Raw genomic sequence first — 15,687 nt, 5'->3', positions numbered from 1 at the left:
CTGGGAGCGCCGCATGAAACGGTGGTTCAGCGAGGCTCGACGGAGGAGAGGCGAAGCTGGGAGCGCCGCATAAACCCGGCGTGCCGCGGTGTGCTGGGCGCGTTCTTTGCCGTTTGGCCGCTTTGCAGCACCCAGCCGTTCACCCGGGATCGTTACCATCGCGGCATGGCTCTGGCAGCGGGCTCAATTTTTGCTGAGTACACCATCCTCAAACTGTTGGGTGCCGGCGGGATGGGCAAGGTCTACCTCGCTCAGCACCCCCGGCTCCCGCGCCGTGATGCGCTGAAGGTTCTCCGCCGGTCGCTGAGCGCTGACGACGAGTACGAGGAGCGCTTCCGTCGGGAAGCCGAAGCCGCCGCGGTGCTGGATCACCCGAACATCGTGCGGGTGCACGATCGCGGTGAGTACCGGGGACGATTGTGGATCGCCATGGAGTACGTCGACGGCGAGAGTCTCGCGGAGCTGATCACCCGCAGGTTCCCGGCCGGTATGCCCCCTGAGGCCGTCCTCCCGATCGTCGCGACCATCGCCGACGCGCTCGATTACGCGCACCGGCAAGGCGTGGTGCACCGCGACGTGAAACCCAGCAACATCCTGGTGACCGAATCGGACACCGGCGAACTGACCGCCGTGCTGGCCGACTTCGGCATCGCCCGGCAGCTGAGCGGCCCCACCGGGTTGACCGCGAGCAATCTGGCGATCGGCACCGTCGCCTACGCCGCGCCGGAGCAACTGATGGGCGCCGAGGCGCTGCAGTACGCCGATCAGTACGCGCTGGCCGCCACCGCCTTCCAGATGCTCACCGGTACGCCGCCGTTCCAGCACGACAACCCGGTGACCGTCATCAGCCACCACCTGAACACCCCGCCGCCGCCGCTGAGCGCGCAGCGCCCCGAGTTGGAAGAACTCGACGACGTGCTGGCCGCGGCGCTGGCCAAAGATCCCGCCGAGCGGTTCCGCACCTGTTCGGATTTCGTCGCGGCGCTGGCCGAGCGGCTGGGCGATCCGGACGCGATGGACGCTCCCGACGTCGCCAGCACCGTCGTCCGGGGTATTCCGCGAGCGGTGCCGCGCTCGGCGCCGCGGAGCCGGCTGGCGACACTGGCCCGGCCTGCCGTCGTCGTGCCGCTGGCGCTGGTGCTGGTCGGCTCGGTGGCGACCGTCGTCCCGCGCATGCTGGGCGACGAGCAGGCCGAGACGACCGCCGCCGCCGGTGGCGAGCCGGCCGCCGCGGTGGTGCCGCCGGTCAAGGCGCCGGAGTTCGACGGGACCTACCGGGTGGACGCCAACCGGGCGGGGGAGAAGTACAACGGCGTCCCCAACCCGCACCCGCCCAACGTGAGTACCTGGTGGGCGGTCCGCACGTCCTGCGACGAGAAGGCGTGCACCGCCTCGGCGACGATGCTCGACCAGAAGGATCACCGGAAAGCGGCGACGCTGCCCGACGGCGGCACCCGGATGATGCTCGAATACGCCAACGAGACCTGGCGGTCCGAGCCGCAGCAGCTGGAGGGGCCGTGCATGGCCCCCGACGGGCGGGTGGGCACCCACACCACCACGCAGGTGCTGACGCTGTCACCGACCATCCCGGGCGTGATGCACGGTGCGATGGTCGCCACCGTCGACACCAACGAATGCTCCCAGCGCGGCGCCCAGATCTGGGTTCCGGTGGTGGCCAGTCGATTCGGCGATGCGCCGAAGGAGGTCGTCGGCGCCGTCGACACCGGCGCACCCGTCAAACCCGCCAAACCGGCCTGAGCTTTCCGCCGCTGCCGTCAGGTCCTGCTGCCGCTTGTCGTGCGCGGCCCGGCGGTCGGGTAGCGGTGGCGCTTACCCGGCGCTGGGCGGGCGGTTCATGACGCGGTGGCGGTAGCCGTAGCGCGGAACGAAGCGGAAACCGCTGACCCCGCCACCGCCACCGGCACCGGCGGCGGCCGCGGGCAGAGCCGCCAGGCCCGCCATACTGCCCATACCGGCGCCGCGGGGCATCGCTCCGGCCTCCGAAGCCGCGGCGCCGCTGGACGCGGCCATCCGGGACACCAGCGTCGCCGCAGCTTGATTGGCCCCACTCGGGGCGACGGGCCAGCTCTGCGGCACGGACAACGCGCCGAGCTGGATACCCCGGCCCACCGCGGCGGACGGCGCCGCGGGAGTGAAACCCGACGTGCGGGTGGCGGCGGAGCCGGCGCTCTTGGCCGCTTCCTCGGCGGCCTTCGCCGAGTCGGCCAGGAACGTGCGCACACCGGCAGGGCCGGAGCCCGCGTGCTGCCAGCCTTTGAAAACCTCACCGGCCGGATGCATGTACCGCGTCGGCAGCAGGGGGTTGCCCCGCATGCCGTCGAGTGGCTTCATCGCATCGACGAACCTCTGCAGGAACGCGGTCAGCGGCGACACCGGTTCTCCGGGCGGCGCGGTGCCCGGTGGCACCGGGGTGCCCGGGGTGGTGGGCGTCCCGCTGGCGGTGCCGGCCTGGGCGAGCGACTGGTGCAACGCCTGCGTCGCCGCCGAGTTCCCCGCAGCGTTGCCGGTCGCGGCCGCCTGTTCGGCGGACCCGGCCGGATTGGTGAGCTGCGGCGGCGAGGTGAACTCCGACAGCTGCGTGGCTGCCGCCGAACCACCGGCGTAGGTGTACATCGCCGCGGCGTCCTGCGCCCACATCGCCGCGTACTGGGCTTCATTCGCCGCAATCGCCGGGGTGTTCTGACCGAAGAAGTTGGTGGCGACCAACGTCATCAGCTGGACCCGGTTGGCCAGCACCGCCGGCGGCGGCACGGTCATGGCGAACGCGGCTTCGTAGGCGGCCGCCGCGGCCTTGGCCTGCAGGGCCGCCTGCTCGGCTTGCGCGGCGGTGGTCTGGAACCAGGTGGTGTAGGGCAGCGCGGCGGCCGCCATGGCGGTTGCCGACGGCCCCCGCCACGGACCACTGGTCAGGTCGGTGATGGTCATGTGCACCGCAGCGGCGGTGATGCTCAACTCCTGGGCCAGGACATCCCAGGCCCCCGCAGCTGCCAACAGCGGACCGGAGCCGGCTCCGACGTACATGCGTGCGGAATTGACCTCCGGCGGCAGCGCCCCGTAGTCGATCACTGAGCTCCTCGGTCTATCCGCCGAACGGACGACGCGGCATGACTGTCAACGGAGTTCCGTAGCGCGGTGCGCCGAACCCCTTGAAGCCGGCTCCGGCCGCACCCGCGGCACCCGCCGGCATGCCGGCCATCCCCATCGGGGGCGCCATCGGTGTGTTGCCGAGGATTCCGCTCCCGGCAGCGCCGCCGATCGGCTGCCACGTGCCGCCCGATACCGGCCCCAGCGCGCTCAACGGCGCTGTCGGCGGCGCCCAAGCGGGGGGAACCGACAGGTTGCCGATCGAACCAGCAGCACCCGAGGCGGCGCTGGCGGCACCTGAGGCGGCGCCGGAGGCGGCTCCGGCGGCACCCGAAGCGGCGCCCTTGGCGGCGTCGGCGGCGCCGGAGGCGGCCTTGGCAGCGTCCTTCGCCCCATCGGCGAACATCTTCTGCAGCCCGGTGAGACCGCTCATACCACGCCAGACCGCACAGAGGTTGTTCGAGTGCATGGTGATCTGACCGGTGGCCATGCTTATGGCCTCGTCGCCCAACTGGTAGTTCGGGTCGTCGAGGATGTCCCCCGCGGGGCTGCCCGTGCTCTCGGCCGACATCGGGCGGAACAGGTTCTGCAAGGCGCTGGACGCCCTCGCCGCCTGCCCCGTCGCCGCGTTCCCGGTGGCGGTCTCGCCGCCCGGGTTGGTCGGGTTCGGCGGCGGGGCGAACTCGTTGAGCTGGGTGGCCGCGCTGGACTGGGCGTGATAGCCGGACATCGCCATGGTGTCCTGCGCCCACATCTCGCCGTGCTCGGCCTCGGTGGCCGCGATCGACGGGGTGTTCTGCCCGAGGATGTTGGTGGTGACCAATTCGTCGAGCAGCTCGCGGTTCGCGTAGACGGCCACCGGCGGCACCGTCTGAGCGTGTGCCGACTCGTAGGCGGCGGCGGCGGCGCGACCCTGGGTGGCGGCCTGCTCGGCCTGCGCGGCGGTGAGCTCCATCCAGTTCACGTAGGGCGTGACCGCGGTGACCATCGTCGCCGAGGCCGGCCCGAGCCATTCCTCCGAGGTCAGCTGACCGATGACCGCCCGGTACTGGGCAGCAATCGATTTCAGCTCCGCGGCCAGCGAACTCCAGGCTGAGGACGCCACCACCATCGGCTGCGAGCCGGGCCCGGAGTAGATCAACGTGGAGGTGACCTCCGGCGGCAGGGAAAGATAATTCATGGCCGTCGCCTAACCGGCCGCGGCTGCGTTGGCAGCCTCGGTCGCGGCGTAGGCGTTGGCGCCGTTGCTCAGTGCCTGGACGAACAGTTCGTGGACGGCCACGGCCTGGGCGCTCACCGCCTGGTAGGACTGCCCGTGATTGGCGAACTGAACTGCCGTCAGCGCGGAAACCTCGTCAGCGGCCGCCGGCGCCACACCAGTGGTGGGGCTGGCGGCTGCGGCACTGTGGGCGGCCAGCGACGAACCGATGGCCCGCAGGTTGGCGACCGCAGCCAGTAGTGCCTCGGGCTGCGTGGTGACGAACGACATGAACGCTCCTCATCGAAGTTCATCGTGATCCGCGATCGCCAGGTTGCGAATCGCGTGCGCGGTTGGGCGCAGCTCCGACGCTAAGCGACCTGAACCCTGAAACCCAGTCGGGAGGCGGGCTTTTCGGAGAGTGTCAGCAGTTGTTCATCGACCGTTCGGAACGGCACCCGAATCATTCACCCAGCGGCCCGCCGATGTTGCCTTGCCGTCACTTTTCGTTCACCTTGTGCGGCAGGGCGCCGGCCACCAATTCCAGGGTCGATTCACGGCCGGGCGAGGCGGCGGGATCGGCACCCTGCCGGGCCGAGGCGACCGGGTTGAGCATCAGTTCGTCCACGCCGAACCGGGCGGCGAGCTCACGCAGCTGCGCCAGCGCCTCCGCGGGTGTTCCGACCACCGCACGCGCCAGTTCGGCTTGGGCGATCCGGTGCTGCTCCGGGGTGAGCGGGGTTTGCTGGGCCTCCTCGACGAGCGGCACGGGCGCCGGTGGATGGCCGGTGGAGGTCCGCGCCTGCATGTGCAGGTACGGAAGTATCAAAGCCGTTGCCTCCTGGTGTGTTTCGGCGACAACGGTGTTGACGGTCAGGAACACCGTCGGCTCGGTGGCCAGCTCGCTCGGCACGAACTCCGACCGGTAGTACGCCAGTGCCTCGGCGGTCTGCTCGCCGAACAGGTGGTGGCCGAACACATAGGGCAGCCCCTTGGCCGCGGCGACCCCGGCCGAGTGCACCGACGAGCCCAGCACGAAGACCCGCGGCGTGGTCAGTGCGCGCGGTGTCGACTTGAGCACATAGTTGCGATCGGTCAGCTGCACCGACACCCCGGCGGGTCCCAGCAGGGCGATCACGTCATCGAGGTGATCGGGGAACTGGTCGACGACGCTGTCGTCGCGGCCGCTGCGCAGCACCGTCGACGCAACCGGGTCGGCGCCTGGGGCGCGCCCGATGCCCAGGTCGATGCGGCCGGGGTGGGCGGCCTCCAGCAGCGCGAACTGTTCGGCCACCGCCAGTGGCGCGTGGTTGGGCAGCATCACCCCGCCTGCGCCCACCTGCAGTCGTGAGGTTGCGGCCGCGAGCATCGCGACCAGCACCGCCGGGTTGGTCGCCGCGACGGAGGGGAGGTTGTGGTGCTCGGCGGCCCAGTACCGGGTGTAGTCCAGGCTGTCGGCCAGCTTCGCGAGCCGAATGGTCGCCGCCAGCGCATCAGGACTGGACTGGTCGGTCCGTACCGGCGCTAGGTCGAGGACTGAGAGACGCACATCGGCGATCTTGCCATTCCCGGCTCGGGGACCGACGCCGGTAACCCGGCGTTCCGGTTTCGTTAACTTCGGTCACGCACAGTGGGCCGATGAGCAGCGACGCCGAGTTCGCCGGCGAACCGGCCGCGGGCCCGCCCGAGCCCTGGGACATCGGCCGCCCGCAGCCGGTGGTGCAGCAACTGGTGGCCTACGGCGCGCTGCGCGGTGAGGTGCTCGATCCCGGCACCGGGCCGGGACACCATGCGATCCACTATGCGTCGCAGGGCTATCCGACGACCGGGATCGACCTGTCACCGGCCGCCATTGCGCTGGCGCAGCGCAACGCCGCGGCGGCCGGGGTGACGGTGAACTTCCAGGTGGCCGACGCGGTCGACCTCGCCGGGTTCGACGGCCGTTTCGACACGGTCGTCGACAGCGCGTTCTACCACGTGTTCCAGGACGACGAGCAGACCCAGCTGCGGTATGCCCGCAGCCTGCACCGGGCCACCAAACCGCAAGCGCGGCTGTACATGTTCGAGGCCGGACGCCACAACGTCAACGGCTGGCAACTGGACGGGCTGTCGCCCGAGCGTTTCGGGCCGTTGCTCGCCGAGGCCGGCTGGCGGATCGACCACATCGGCCCCACCACCTATCAGGGCACCTTCGACCCCAACTCCTTCACCGAGATGATCACGGTGATGGAGGCGCTCGGCCGTGAAGATCTGCTGGACGGCGTTCGCGCGCTGGCCGAGCGGTTCGCCTACCTGCAACCGCTGCTCGAGGACAACGTGGTGCACATGCCGTTTTGGGCCGTGACCGCCACCCGCCTCGACTAGCTGCCACCATGAAGACATGTGCGGGCGCTTCGCGGTAACCACCGATCCGGCGCTGCTGGCCGAGCGGATCGGGGCGATCAACGAGGTTCCGGCGGACGCTGATCGGGGACCGGACTACAACGTGGCACCGACCGACGCCGTCGCGGCCGTGGTCAGCCGCCACACCGATCCCGACGATGAGCCGACCCGCCGGGTCCGGTCGATGCGGTGGGGCCTGGTGCCGCCGTGGACCAAAGCCGGCCCCGACGGCGCCCCGGTGAGCGGTGGCCCGCTACTGATCAACGCCCGCGCCGACAAGCTGACCACCTCGCCGGCCTACCGCTCCGCCGCCGAACGCCGGCGCTGCCTGGTTCCGATGGACGGCTTCTACGAGTGGCGCGCCGAACCCGCCGGATCCGGCGCGAAGAAGGCGCGCAAGACACCGTTTTTCATCCACGGTGATGGCGAGCTGCTGTTCGCGGCCGGCCTGTGGTCGGTCTGGCGAGGCGGCCCTCGGTCGGACCCGCTGCTCAGTGTCACGATCATCACCACCGGAGCGGTCGGAGAGATCGCCGGCATTCACGATCGGATGCCACTGCTGTTGCCCGAGAATAGTTGGGACACTTGGCTGGACCCGGACGCACCGGTCGACACCGAGCTGCTGACCCGCCCACCGGACGTGTCGGGCATCGTGTTGCGTGAGGTTTCGACGCTGGTCAACAGCGTGCGCAACAACGGACCGGAGCTGATCGCGGCCGCCGCGCCGCAGCCCGAGCAGGGCTACCTGCTGTAGCCGCGCACCGGCGGTGCCGTCAGTGACCGACCAGGGCCCGCTTCTCGGCGGCGTATTCCTCATCGGTGAGCACGCCGGCGTTGCGCAACTCGGCAAGCTCACGCAGTTCGATGTCGGCCCCCATCAGCAGACCGAACGCCGATTCCGGCGTCAGCTCCGGCAGCTCGTTCGGCTGCTGTTCGCGGGGCCGCGGCGTGGTGGAGCCGGTGGTCGGGACGCGGTGGCCGCGGGTGGCACCCGCGCTGGCCCGGCCCGCCAAGCCGGCCGCGGCCATCCCCGCGGCGGGGACCACCGTCTCACCGGCGATGGCCGGGGCGGCGGAGCTACCGGCCGAGGCCAGCGAGACTCCGACCTGCCCGATCACCGATGGCACCGCCGATGCCCAGGCCAGCGGCACTGACAGGCCGCTGATCGAGGCCGCCGAGGCCATGCTGGCCGTTATCGGCAACGCACCGGACATCGCGGCCCGGAACAGTTCCTCGGTCACCCCGAAGACGCCGAGCGGATCGATCAGGAACGAACCGAGGGCGTCGATGCCGAAGGTGCCTATCGAGTCGACGACGACCTCGAGACCGGCGTCGACGAGCTCGATGGTGTGTGCGCTGGACGCTGCCGCGGCGGTGAGCGGCCCGATGACGCCGGCCAGCGCCGAAGCGCCCGTCGACGAACCGACGGCGGTCGGCAGGGTGGAATTCGGCAGGGCCGGGGTGACCCCGGCGAGAAGGCCCTCACCCTGGCCCTCGGCGGCGGTGGCGGCGGCCTGCCCCACGGCTTTACCCAGTCCGGTGGCGTGACCCACGGATTTGACGCCGGTGGCGTGACCCAGGGTCTTGCCGATTCCGGTGGCGTGACCCACGGCTTTACCCATTCCGGCGGCCTGGGCGGCGCCCGCGGCGGGGTTGGTGGTGGGCGGCGGCTGGCCGAACGGATCGAGCCGGGTTGCTGCTGCGGCTCCGGCGGCGTAGCCGGACATGGCGGTGGTGTCCTGGGCCCACATCTGGGCGTAGTGCGCTTCGGTGGCCGCGATCGCGGCGCTGTTCTGCCCCAGGAAATTGGTCGCGACCAGGGTCATCAACAGGCTGCGGTTGGCGGCGATGACCGGTGGCGGCACCGTCATGGCGAACGCGGCCTCGTACGCGGCGGTGGCGGCCCTGGCCTGGATGGCGGTCTCTTCGGCCTGGATCGCGGCGCTACGCATCCAATGGACATACGGCGCGGCGGCCGCGGCCATGGCGGCGGCGCTGGGCCCGGCCCAGCCGGACGACAGTTCGGTCAGCACCGATTCGTAGGCAAGGCCCGCGGTGTTCAATTCGGCGGCGAGGGCATCCCACGACGATGCCGCCGCCAGCAGCGGACCGGCACCCGCGCCGGCATACATCCGGCCCGAGTTGATCTCCGGCGGTAAGAACGCGAAATCCATGGGTGTTACCGGCCGAGTAGGCGCCGTTTCTCTTCGGCGAACTCGTCTTCGGTGAGGATGCCGGCGTCGCGCAGCTCGGCCAACTCCCGCAGTTCGCCGGAGATCCGGGTGATCGGCCCGTTCAACGGTCGTGCCGGTGGCGACTCCGGCTTCCCGACCGGGGCGCGTTGCTTGACGACCGGGCGGGCCGGCCGCGTGGCGGTTGCCTTCGTGCTCGCCCTGGCGGTCGCGGCGCCGCCGCGGCCCCGCCCGGCGCCGGCGGTGGCCCGGCCGGCCAGCCCGGCGGCGGCCATCGCGGCCAACGGCAGCGCGGTGGACCCGGCCGCGGCCGGCACGGCTTCTTCGGCGGCCGTCGGCAAGGCCCCGCCCACCTGCTGAATCACCGTGGTGGTCGGGGCGGTGGTGGCCCAGGTCTGCGGTACCGACAGCCCGCTGAGCGTGGCGGCCTCGCCCAGTTCGGCGCTGACCGGGGTCACCGCGCTGGCCAGCGCCATCTCCGGGAGCAGTTCGCTCTCGATCTCGCCGATGCCGATCAGGTCGATGCCGAAGGAACCGGCCGCGTCGACGCCGAACGTGCCGGCGGAGTCGATGACGAACGTACCGAACAGGCTGGCTGCCAGCGCCGCGTAGGACGCCGCCAGACCCGGCTCGAGCGCCGCCGCCGAACCGATGGAACTCATCAGCGACGCGTTCGTACCGGCCGCGGCCGAGCCCGGGGCGGCGAGGCCCTGCAAGGTCTGGGTGACCGCAGCGGCCACGGTGTTGGCCTGGTTTCCGGCGGCGGTGGCGGTCGCCTGCCCGACCGCGCCGGCCTGGTTGGCGGCGCCGGCGGGGCTGGTGGTGGGCGGTGCCTGCGTGAACGGGGTGAGCCGGGAGGCCGCCGCGGAGGTCGTTGCGTAGCCGTACATCGCGGTCGCGTCCTGGGCCCACATCTGGGCGTAGTGGGCTTCGGTGGCTGCGATCGCGGCGGTGTTCTGGCCCAGATAGTTGGTGGCCAGCAGGGTCATCAGCTGGGCGCGGTTGGCGGTGACGAGCGGGGGAGGGACCGTCATGGCGAACGCGGATTCGTAAGCGGCGGCTGCCGTTCTGGCCTGTGACGCAGCGTGTTCGGCCTGTGCCGCGGTGGCGTGCATCCACTGCGCGTAGGGCATGGCGGCGGTGGCCATCGCGGTGGCGCTGGGTCCGGCCCAGCCGCCGGACAGCTCGTCGATCATCGATTCATAGGCCACGCCGGCGGTGTTCAGTTCGGCGGCCAGGGCACTCCAGGCGGTGGCGGCGGCCAGCAGCGGCCCGGCACCGGCCCCGGTGTACATCCGGGCTGAGTTGATCTCTGGTGGAAGTGTTGCGAAATCCATTGCTAGCCAGACCCGTTAGTGACAGGCGTCATGATGCCTCCTGAATCTTCGGGGTCGCTCCGGCCGCCGCGCGGACGCAGCACTGACCGAGTAACGGCGACGCTAGATGGTGAACTTGAAGTGAACCTGAAGATGCCGCCGGTCGACGAGAACCGGCCTGCGGAAGCTCCCCAATCCGGGCGCGGCGGTGTTATCAATGGACCATGGCCGATTCGCGGTCCGCCGATCGGCGAGGCGGTAATCCCTCGGCGCGCGGCGCCGAGACCTTCAGCGTGGGGACGCCGCGGGTGCTGGTGGTGGAGGATTCCGAGACGATCCGCGAGATGGTCAGCGAGGCGCTGGCCGACGCCGGCTATCTGACCGAAGCCCAGCCCGACGGCAGCGGGCTCGAGGAGGTGCTGGACGGCTTCCGGCCGGATCTGGTGGTGCTCGATGTGATGTTGCCGGGCCGCGACGGGTTCGACCTGATGGAGGTGATCCTGCGCTGGGGTGAGGTGGGGGTGGTGCTGCTCACCGCGCGTGACGGACTGCCCGACCGGCTGCACGGCCTCGACAGCGGCGCCGACGACTACGTGGTCAAGCCGTTCGAGCTGGCCGAACTGGTGTCGCGGGTCGGTGCGGTGCTGCGCCGGCGGGGCCGGCTGCCGTCGGCCGTGCAGTTCGGCGATCTGATGGTCGACGTCGACGCCGGGGTGGCTTCCCGCTCGGGGGCCCCGCTTGGGTTGACCGCGACCGAGCTGCGGGTGCTCGTCTACCTGGTGGAACAACGTGGCCGCATCGTCAGCAGCGCACAGATCCTCAATGCGGTGTGGGGATATGAGGCCTACGATCCCAACCTGGTACAGGTCCACATCAGCGGGTTGCGGCAGAAGCTGGAAACGCACGGGCCGCGGATCCTGCACACCGTGCGCGGGATCGGTTACCGGCTGCAGCTGTCGGCATCATGACCGCCACACCGTCATTGCGCCGGCGTTTGACGGTGATGGTGGTCGCGCTGCTGGCCGTGTTGATGCTGACCATGGGGCTGGTGATCAACGCCACGCTCACCGCGCTGGAGAATCGCAGCCTGCACGAGCGGCTGGCGGTTGCCACCCAGCGCGCGGATTCCCTCGTCGCACTCGGTATTTCGCCAGAACAACTGGCCGATCAACTCAACGGCGGCATCGTCAGTGCACTCGTGGTCGCCGTGGACGGGTCCAGCTACGGCGACCCTGCGATCGAGCCGGACGCGACCACCGGGTCGAGATTGCCGCCCCCGCCGCTGGAGCCCGACGACACCTCGACGGTCCTGGTGCATCCGCTGGGCGACGGCGGACGGGTGATTCTGGTCGCCGACACCACCGAGGCCGCCGAGACGCTGAGCCGGTTGCGGCGCCTGATGGTCGGCGCCGGACTGGCGATCCTGCTCATCGCGTCGATCCTGTTGGCCGGGGTGAGCCGGGCCATGCTCGCACCGCTGGATCGGCTCACCGATCTGGCCCGTGACATCACCACCGGCGACCGCGGAAGACGGCTGCGTCCCGACCGTCCGAGAACCGAACTCGGCCGCGCGGCAAGTGCTTTCGACGACATGCTCGACGAGCTGGAGGATTCCGAGAAGCGCGCCCAGCGAGCCGCCGAGGCTGCCCGGCGCGCCGAGGCCGCGGTCCGGCGATTCCTCGCCGATGCCGCCCACGAGCTGCGCACCCCGATCGCCGGCATGCAGGCCGCCGCCGAGCAGATCGCCGGCAATGTCGGCCAGGATGTCGGGCAGGATGTCGGGCTGGACACCGTCGAGCCCGAAGTGCTGCGCCAGCACCGCCGCGCCACCATGCTGCTCACCGAGGCCCGCCGCGCCACCCGACTGGTCACCGACATGCTCGACCTGAGCTATATCGACGCCGGGCTGCCCCTGGAACTCAAAGACGTCGATCTGGTCGGCATCGTCGAGACCCAGTTGGAGCGGGCGGCGTTGCTGGCGCCGCAACTGCACCTGGGCCGCACCGGGATGGACGCCGTGTCCGTCCGGGCCGATCCGACCCGACTGGCCCAGATCCTGTCCAATCTGCTGGACAACTCCCGCCGCTACACCCCACCCGGCGGGAGCATCACCGTCGACGTGGAGCGCCTCGGCGAGCGCGTTGAGGTGACTGTCACCGACACCGGGATCGGGGTGCGCAGCGAGGACGCCGAGCGGATCTTCGACCGACTGGTGCGCCTGGACAGCGCTCGCGGCCGGGATCACGGAGGCGCCGGTCTGGGTCTGCCGATCGCGCGGGCACTGGCCGACGCCCACGGCGGCCGGCTGAGCTGTGTTCCGCAGGAAGGTGGCGCCTGTTTCCGGCTATCCCTGCCGTTGCGGGCCGTTTCCGGCCGATAGCTGGCAGATGCCTGGCAGATTGGGTACAACGGTGCGATGGACAGTTCGCCACCGATGTGGAATCGCTCGCCGATGTTGCACGAGGCCATGGCCCGGCGGCTGTATCGCAGGTCCGAGGCCACCGGGCGCATCAAGCTGCCGGCGGTTCCGGGCATGCTCGATGAGTACGTCCGGATGTGCGAGACGATGTTCGCAGCGCTGGGCACCGCGCTGGACGCCCAGCAACGGGATCACCTGCAGAAGGCGCTGCGGACCGAGTTGGAAGCGGCGTTTGCGGCTTCGCCGCGGTCGCACATCGTCATCAGCTATGAGGCGCCGATCGGCAACGTCCTGAACTACTGGGTCCGGGCCGAATGGCAGTCGATCGAAGCGGGGTACGAGAGCTGGGTCGCGCTTCGCCAGCCGCCCTTGTTCGGCACCGAACCCGATGCCCGCGTCTGGGCGCTGGCCGGCGAGACCGCCGATCCGCAAAACTGCCGGGTACTCGACATCGGTGCCGGTACCGGACGCAACAGCCTGGCGCTGGCCCGGCGCGGGCACCCGGTGGACGCGGTCGAGATGACGCCGCTGTTCGCCGACAACATTCGTGCGGACGCGCAGCGCGACGGACTCGGCGTCCGGGTGATTCAACGGGACGTCTTCACCGCCGGCGACGAACTGGGCAGTGACTACCGGTTGATCGTGCTCTCGGAGGTCACGCCGGACTTCCGAACCACCCGGCAGCTGCGCGACATGTTCGAACTGGCCGCCCGGCGGTTGGCCCCGGGCGGGAGCCTGGTGTTCAACGTGTTCTTGGCCCGGGACGGCTATCTGCCCGACGCGGCCGCCGTCGAACTGAGCCAGCAGTGCTACAACATGCTCTTCACCTGGGACCAGATGCACGCAGCGGTCGACGGGTTGGGCCTGCAGCTGGTCGCCGATGACTCGGTTCACGACTACGAGAAGACCCATCTGCCCGAGGGCGCCTGGCCGCCCACCGGTTGGTACGCCGAGTGGACCCGCGGTCAGGACGTGTTCGATGTCAAACCGAACGCCTGCCCGATCGAGATGCGCTGGCTGGTTTATCGCAAGCCTGCCGGAGCCGACGAGGCTACGATGTCGCGATGAGCGCCACGTTGACCGCCCCCGACGCGCAACGGCGGGACTTCTGGAGCGCACTGTGCCCCCAGCTGTCGATCGACGGCGATGCCGTTGCGGTACCCGCGGCGGTCGGTGAGACCGACCCGTTGCTGGTGACCCTCAAGCGCGAGGGCTACATCCGGGTGCCCGGCGCACTGCCGGAAACGGTGGTCGCGCCGATGCGCGACGCGGTGGCGACGCTGTTCGAGCTCGGCATTCCGTTGCCGTTCGTGTTCGTCTACGACCAGTTATGGCTGGCGTTCCAGGGGATTTCGGAGTTCCTGACGGCGGTGCTCGGCGACGGTTATCGGGCGTTGCCCGACTTCTGGGTCTGGCACGTCAAGCCTGACGAGAGCGCGGCGGGCTGGGGTCCGCACCGCGACCGGGTGATGCCGACGCTCGATGCCGACAACTCGCCGCACACCCTGACGGTGTGGCTGCCGTTCAGCGACGCCACCCCGCTCAACGGGTGCATGTACTTCCTGCCCGCCCATCTCGATGATCGGTTCCGGCAGCGGCGTTGGGACGGCACCGACAACACCCTGGTCTCCAACCTGCAGGACATCCGCGCCGTGCCGGCCACCGCCGGCACCCTGATGGCCTGGAACCAGGCGGTGCTGCACTGGGGCGGGCGGGGCAGCCGCCTGGGCGAAGCCCCGCGGATCAGCGCGGCGTTCGAATTTCAGCGCGCCGACTCGCCGGCGTTCAACACGCCGTTGCTCGACCCGGGTCGGCTGCCGACGTTCGGCGAACGGCTCGGGCTGATCGGCAAACAGGTGCTGCAGTATCGGCACATGTACCCGCTCGGCGACGACGTCGCCGCCATCGCCACCTCGCTGGTGGAGCGCTTCATGCCCGGCGTCGCCCCGGTGGGGGATTCGCCGTCGGTGGGAACTGCCGCGTCGTTCTGACCGGACGTGCGCTACGGCTGCACATACCCGGGCGGGTTGACGGTGTCCACCCACAGGTCCACACCCAGGTCGCTGCCCGGCACGCAGTCATAGACCGAGAGATCGGCGACGCCCGATTCGACCAGCACGTCCTCGCACAGCACCGTGTTGCCGGTGTATTCGGTCGCCGGTTTGGTCAAGATCGCGTAGGCGGCGTCGGCGTAGACCTCGGGGGTGCGGGCCCGGGCCATCGCCTCGTCGCCGCCGAGCAGGTTCTGCACCGCGGCAGTGGCGATCAGGGTGCGCGGCCACAGGGTGTTCGACGCGATGCCGTGCGAGCGCAACTCCTCGGCGATACCCAGCGCGCACAGCGTCATCCCGAACTTCGCCATCATGTAGGCGGTGGGCTTGAGCCATTTCGGTTCCAGGCGAATCGGCGGCGACAGCGTGAGGATGTGCGGGTTGTCCCGGCCGATCATGTGCGGGATGCAGGCCTGCGACACCGCGTAGGTGCCGCGTACCTCGATGCCGTTCATCAGGTCGAAGCGCTTCAGCGGAACCTCGAGGATCGACCCGAGGTTGATCGCCGAGGCGTTGTTGACGCAGATGTCGATGCCGCCGAACCGCTCGACGGTGGCCGCCACCGCACCGGTCACCGAGTCACCGTCGCGGATGTCGCCGACGATCGGCAGCGCCTGCCCGCCGGCCTCCTCGATCTCGGTGGCCGCGGTGTAGACGGTGCCCGACAATTTCGGGTGGGGTGCGGCGGTTTTGGCGATCAGCGCGATGTTGGCGCCGTCCCGCGCGGCCCGCTTGGCGATCGCCAGGCCGATGCCGCGGCTGGCACCCGAGATGAACATGGTCTTGCCGTGAAGCGGAGCTGCGTTTGCCATGAACACCACCCTATGCCTAACCGCCGCCGGGTCCGTCCGCTGCGCTAGAAGGGCGGTGGATCGTTGCAGGCTGCGAGCGCGCGTCGTTTCGCGGCTTCGGCGGCTTGGGTGGCTTGGGTGGCGATGCGGGCCTGGTTGTGGTTGCGTTCCAGCCAGATCCGGTAGGCCCGATCCTGTGCTCTGGTGCGCGTGCGGGTCGGCATCATCAGCCC

At 70.3% G+C, this 15,687-nt stretch carries 14 protein-coding genes; 7 read left to right on the top strand and 7 right to left on the bottom strand.

The window, feature by feature from the left end:
- Positions 1 to 165: 165 nt before the first annotated feature.
- Complete coding sequence (locus AWC24_RS11420; protein ID WP_207568317.1) at positions 166 to 1,758, top strand: serine/threonine-protein kinase; 1,593 nt, start codon at positions 166 to 168, stop codon at positions 1,756 to 1,758.
- Between the two features lie 72 nt (positions 1,759 to 1,830).
- Here the strand turns inward: AWC24_RS11420 and AWC24_RS23340 are convergent, their stop codons facing one another.
- The 4 genes from AWC24_RS23340 to AWC24_RS11400 form a co-directional block, all read right to left on the bottom strand.
- Positions 1,831 to 3,084, bottom strand: a complete 1,254-nt coding sequence (locus AWC24_RS23340) for a PPE family protein (RefSeq protein ID WP_085085144.1) — start codon at positions 3,082 to 3,084, stop codon at positions 1,831 to 1,833.
- A gap of 16 nt (positions 3,085 to 3,100) precedes the next feature.
- On the bottom strand, positions 3,101 to 4,285 hold the full coding sequence (locus AWC24_RS11410) for a PPE family protein (protein ID WP_085084991.1): 1,185 nt from the start codon (positions 4,283 to 4,285) through the stop codon (positions 3,101 to 3,103).
- Between the two features lie 9 nt (positions 4,286 to 4,294).
- Entirely contained in the window at positions 4,295 to 4,594 is a 300-nt protein-coding gene (locus AWC24_RS11405) for a PE family protein (protein ID WP_085084989.1), read from the bottom strand.
- Between the two features lie 208 nt (positions 4,595 to 4,802).
- Complete coding sequence (locus AWC24_RS11400) at positions 4,803 to 5,852, bottom strand: MsnO8 family LLM class oxidoreductase (protein ID WP_085084987.1); 1,050 nt, start codon at positions 5,850 to 5,852, stop codon at positions 4,803 to 4,805.
- An 89-nt stretch (positions 5,853 to 5,941) separates the two neighbouring features.
- Between AWC24_RS11400 and AWC24_RS11395 the strand changes: the two genes are divergently transcribed.
- Together AWC24_RS11395 and AWC24_RS11390 are read left to right on the top strand one after the other, a co-directional pair.
- Positions 5,942 to 6,667, top strand: a complete 726-nt coding sequence (locus tag AWC24_RS11395; protein WP_085084985.1) for a class I SAM-dependent methyltransferase — start codon at positions 5,942 to 5,944, stop codon at positions 6,665 to 6,667.
- A 16-nt stretch (positions 6,668 to 6,683) separates the two neighbouring features.
- Positions 6,684 to 7,439, top strand: coding sequence for an SOS response-associated peptidase (locus AWC24_RS11390; RefSeq protein WP_085084983.1), 756 nt, complete (start codon positions 6,684 to 6,686; stop codon positions 7,437 to 7,439).
- A 19-nt stretch (positions 7,440 to 7,458) separates the two neighbouring features.
- Here AWC24_RS11390 and AWC24_RS23335 read toward each other — a convergent pair whose 3' ends face one another.
- Positions 7,459 to 8,859: a PPE domain-containing protein gene (locus tag AWC24_RS23335; RefSeq protein ID WP_085084981.1), complete on the bottom strand. Its 1,401-nt coding sequence runs from the start codon at positions 8,857 to 8,859 to the stop codon at positions 7,459 to 7,461.
- A gap of 5 nt (positions 8,860 to 8,864) precedes the next feature.
- Complete coding sequence (locus AWC24_RS11380; RefSeq protein WP_085084979.1) at positions 8,865 to 10,214, bottom strand: PPE family protein, SVP subgroup; 1,350 nt, start codon at positions 10,212 to 10,214, stop codon at positions 8,865 to 8,867.
- A gap of 203 nt (positions 10,215 to 10,417) precedes the next feature.
- Between AWC24_RS11380 and AWC24_RS11375 the strand changes: the two genes are divergently transcribed.
- The 4 genes from AWC24_RS11375 to AWC24_RS11360 are packed head-to-tail and all read left to right on the top strand — an operon-like array spanning position 10,418 to position 14,603.
- Positions 10,418 to 11,161 (top strand): response regulator transcription factor, encoded by a 744-nt coding sequence (locus AWC24_RS11375; RefSeq protein WP_085084977.1) that lies wholly within the window; start codon positions 10,418 to 10,420, stop codon positions 11,159 to 11,161.
- Complete coding sequence (locus AWC24_RS11370; RefSeq protein WP_085084975.1) at positions 11,158 to 12,573, top strand: sensor histidine kinase; 1,416 nt, start codon at positions 11,158 to 11,160, stop codon at positions 12,571 to 12,573. Before AWC24_RS11375 ends, AWC24_RS11370 begins: the two co-directional genes overlap by 4 nt.
- A 36-nt stretch (positions 12,574 to 12,609) precedes the next feature.
- The gene (locus tag AWC24_RS11365) at positions 12,610 to 13,680 is read left to right on the top strand and encodes a class I SAM-dependent methyltransferase (protein WP_085084973.1); all 1,071 of its coding nucleotides are present in this window, start codon (positions 12,610 to 12,612) and stop codon (positions 13,678 to 13,680) included.
- Complete coding sequence (locus AWC24_RS11360) at positions 13,677 to 14,603, top strand: phytanoyl-CoA dioxygenase family protein (RefSeq protein ID WP_085084971.1); 927 nt, start codon at positions 13,677 to 13,679, stop codon at positions 14,601 to 14,603. The genes AWC24_RS11365 and AWC24_RS11360 overlap by 4 nt, the downstream gene beginning before the upstream one ends.
- A gap of 11 nt (positions 14,604 to 14,614) precedes the next feature.
- Here AWC24_RS11360 and AWC24_RS11355 read toward each other — a convergent pair whose 3' ends face one another.
- Positions 14,615 to 15,475, bottom strand: a complete 861-nt coding sequence (locus tag AWC24_RS11355) for an SDR family oxidoreductase (RefSeq protein WP_085085142.1) — start codon at positions 15,473 to 15,475, stop codon at positions 14,615 to 14,617.
- Positions 15,476 to 15,687 lie beyond the last annotated feature (212 nt).

The organism is Mycolicibacter senuensis (assembly GCF_002101885.1).
Classification (GTDB): Bacteria; Actinomycetota; Actinomycetes; order Mycobacteriales; family Mycobacteriaceae; genus Mycobacterium; species Mycobacterium senuense.
The sequence above is the reverse complement of the archived record's forward strand: the minus strand, read 5'-3'. Positions and strand labels throughout refer to the sequence as shown.

Bases quoted from the DNA above. Each gene is read 5' to 3' on its own strand.
- AWC24_RS11420 (WP_207568317.1), top strand. From the start codon at position 166: ATGGCTCTGGCAGCGGGCTCAATTTTTGCTGAGTACACCATCCTCAAA.
- AWC24_RS11410 (WP_085084991.1), bottom strand. From the start codon at position 4,285: ATGAATTATCTTTCCCTGCCGCCGGAGGTCACCTCCACGTTGATCTAC.
- AWC24_RS11405 (WP_085084989.1), bottom strand. From the start codon at position 4,594: ATGTCGTTCGTCACCACGCAGCCCGAGGCACTACTGGCTGCGGTCGCC.
- AWC24_RS11395 (WP_085084985.1), top strand. From the start codon at position 5,942: ATGAGCAGCGACGCCGAGTTCGCCGGCGAACCGGCCGCGGGCCCGCCC.
- AWC24_RS11390 (WP_085084983.1), top strand. From the start codon at position 6,684: ATGTGCGGGCGCTTCGCGGTAACCACCGATCCGGCGCTGCTGGCCGAG.
- AWC24_RS23335 (WP_085084981.1), bottom strand. From the start codon at position 8,859: ATGGATTTCGCGTTCTTACCGCCGGAGATCAACTCGGGCCGGATGTAT.
- AWC24_RS11380 (WP_085084979.1), bottom strand. From the start codon at position 10,214: ATGGATTTCGCAACACTTCCACCAGAGATCAACTCAGCCCGGATGTAC.
- AWC24_RS11375 (WP_085084977.1), top strand. From the start codon at position 10,418: ATGGCCGATTCGCGGTCCGCCGATCGGCGAGGCGGTAATCCCTCGGCG.
- AWC24_RS11370 (WP_085084975.1), top strand. From the start codon at position 11,158: ATGACCGCCACACCGTCATTGCGCCGGCGTTTGACGGTGATGGTGGTC.
- AWC24_RS11365 (WP_085084973.1), top strand. From the start codon at position 12,610: ATGGACAGTTCGCCACCGATGTGGAATCGCTCGCCGATGTTGCACGAG.
- AWC24_RS11360 (WP_085084971.1), top strand. From the start codon at position 13,677: ATGAGCGCCACGTTGACCGCCCCCGACGCGCAACGGCGGGACTTCTGG.
- AWC24_RS11355 (WP_085085142.1), bottom strand. From the start codon at position 15,475: ATGGCAAACGCAGCTCCGCTTCACGGCAAGACCATGTTCATCTCGGGT.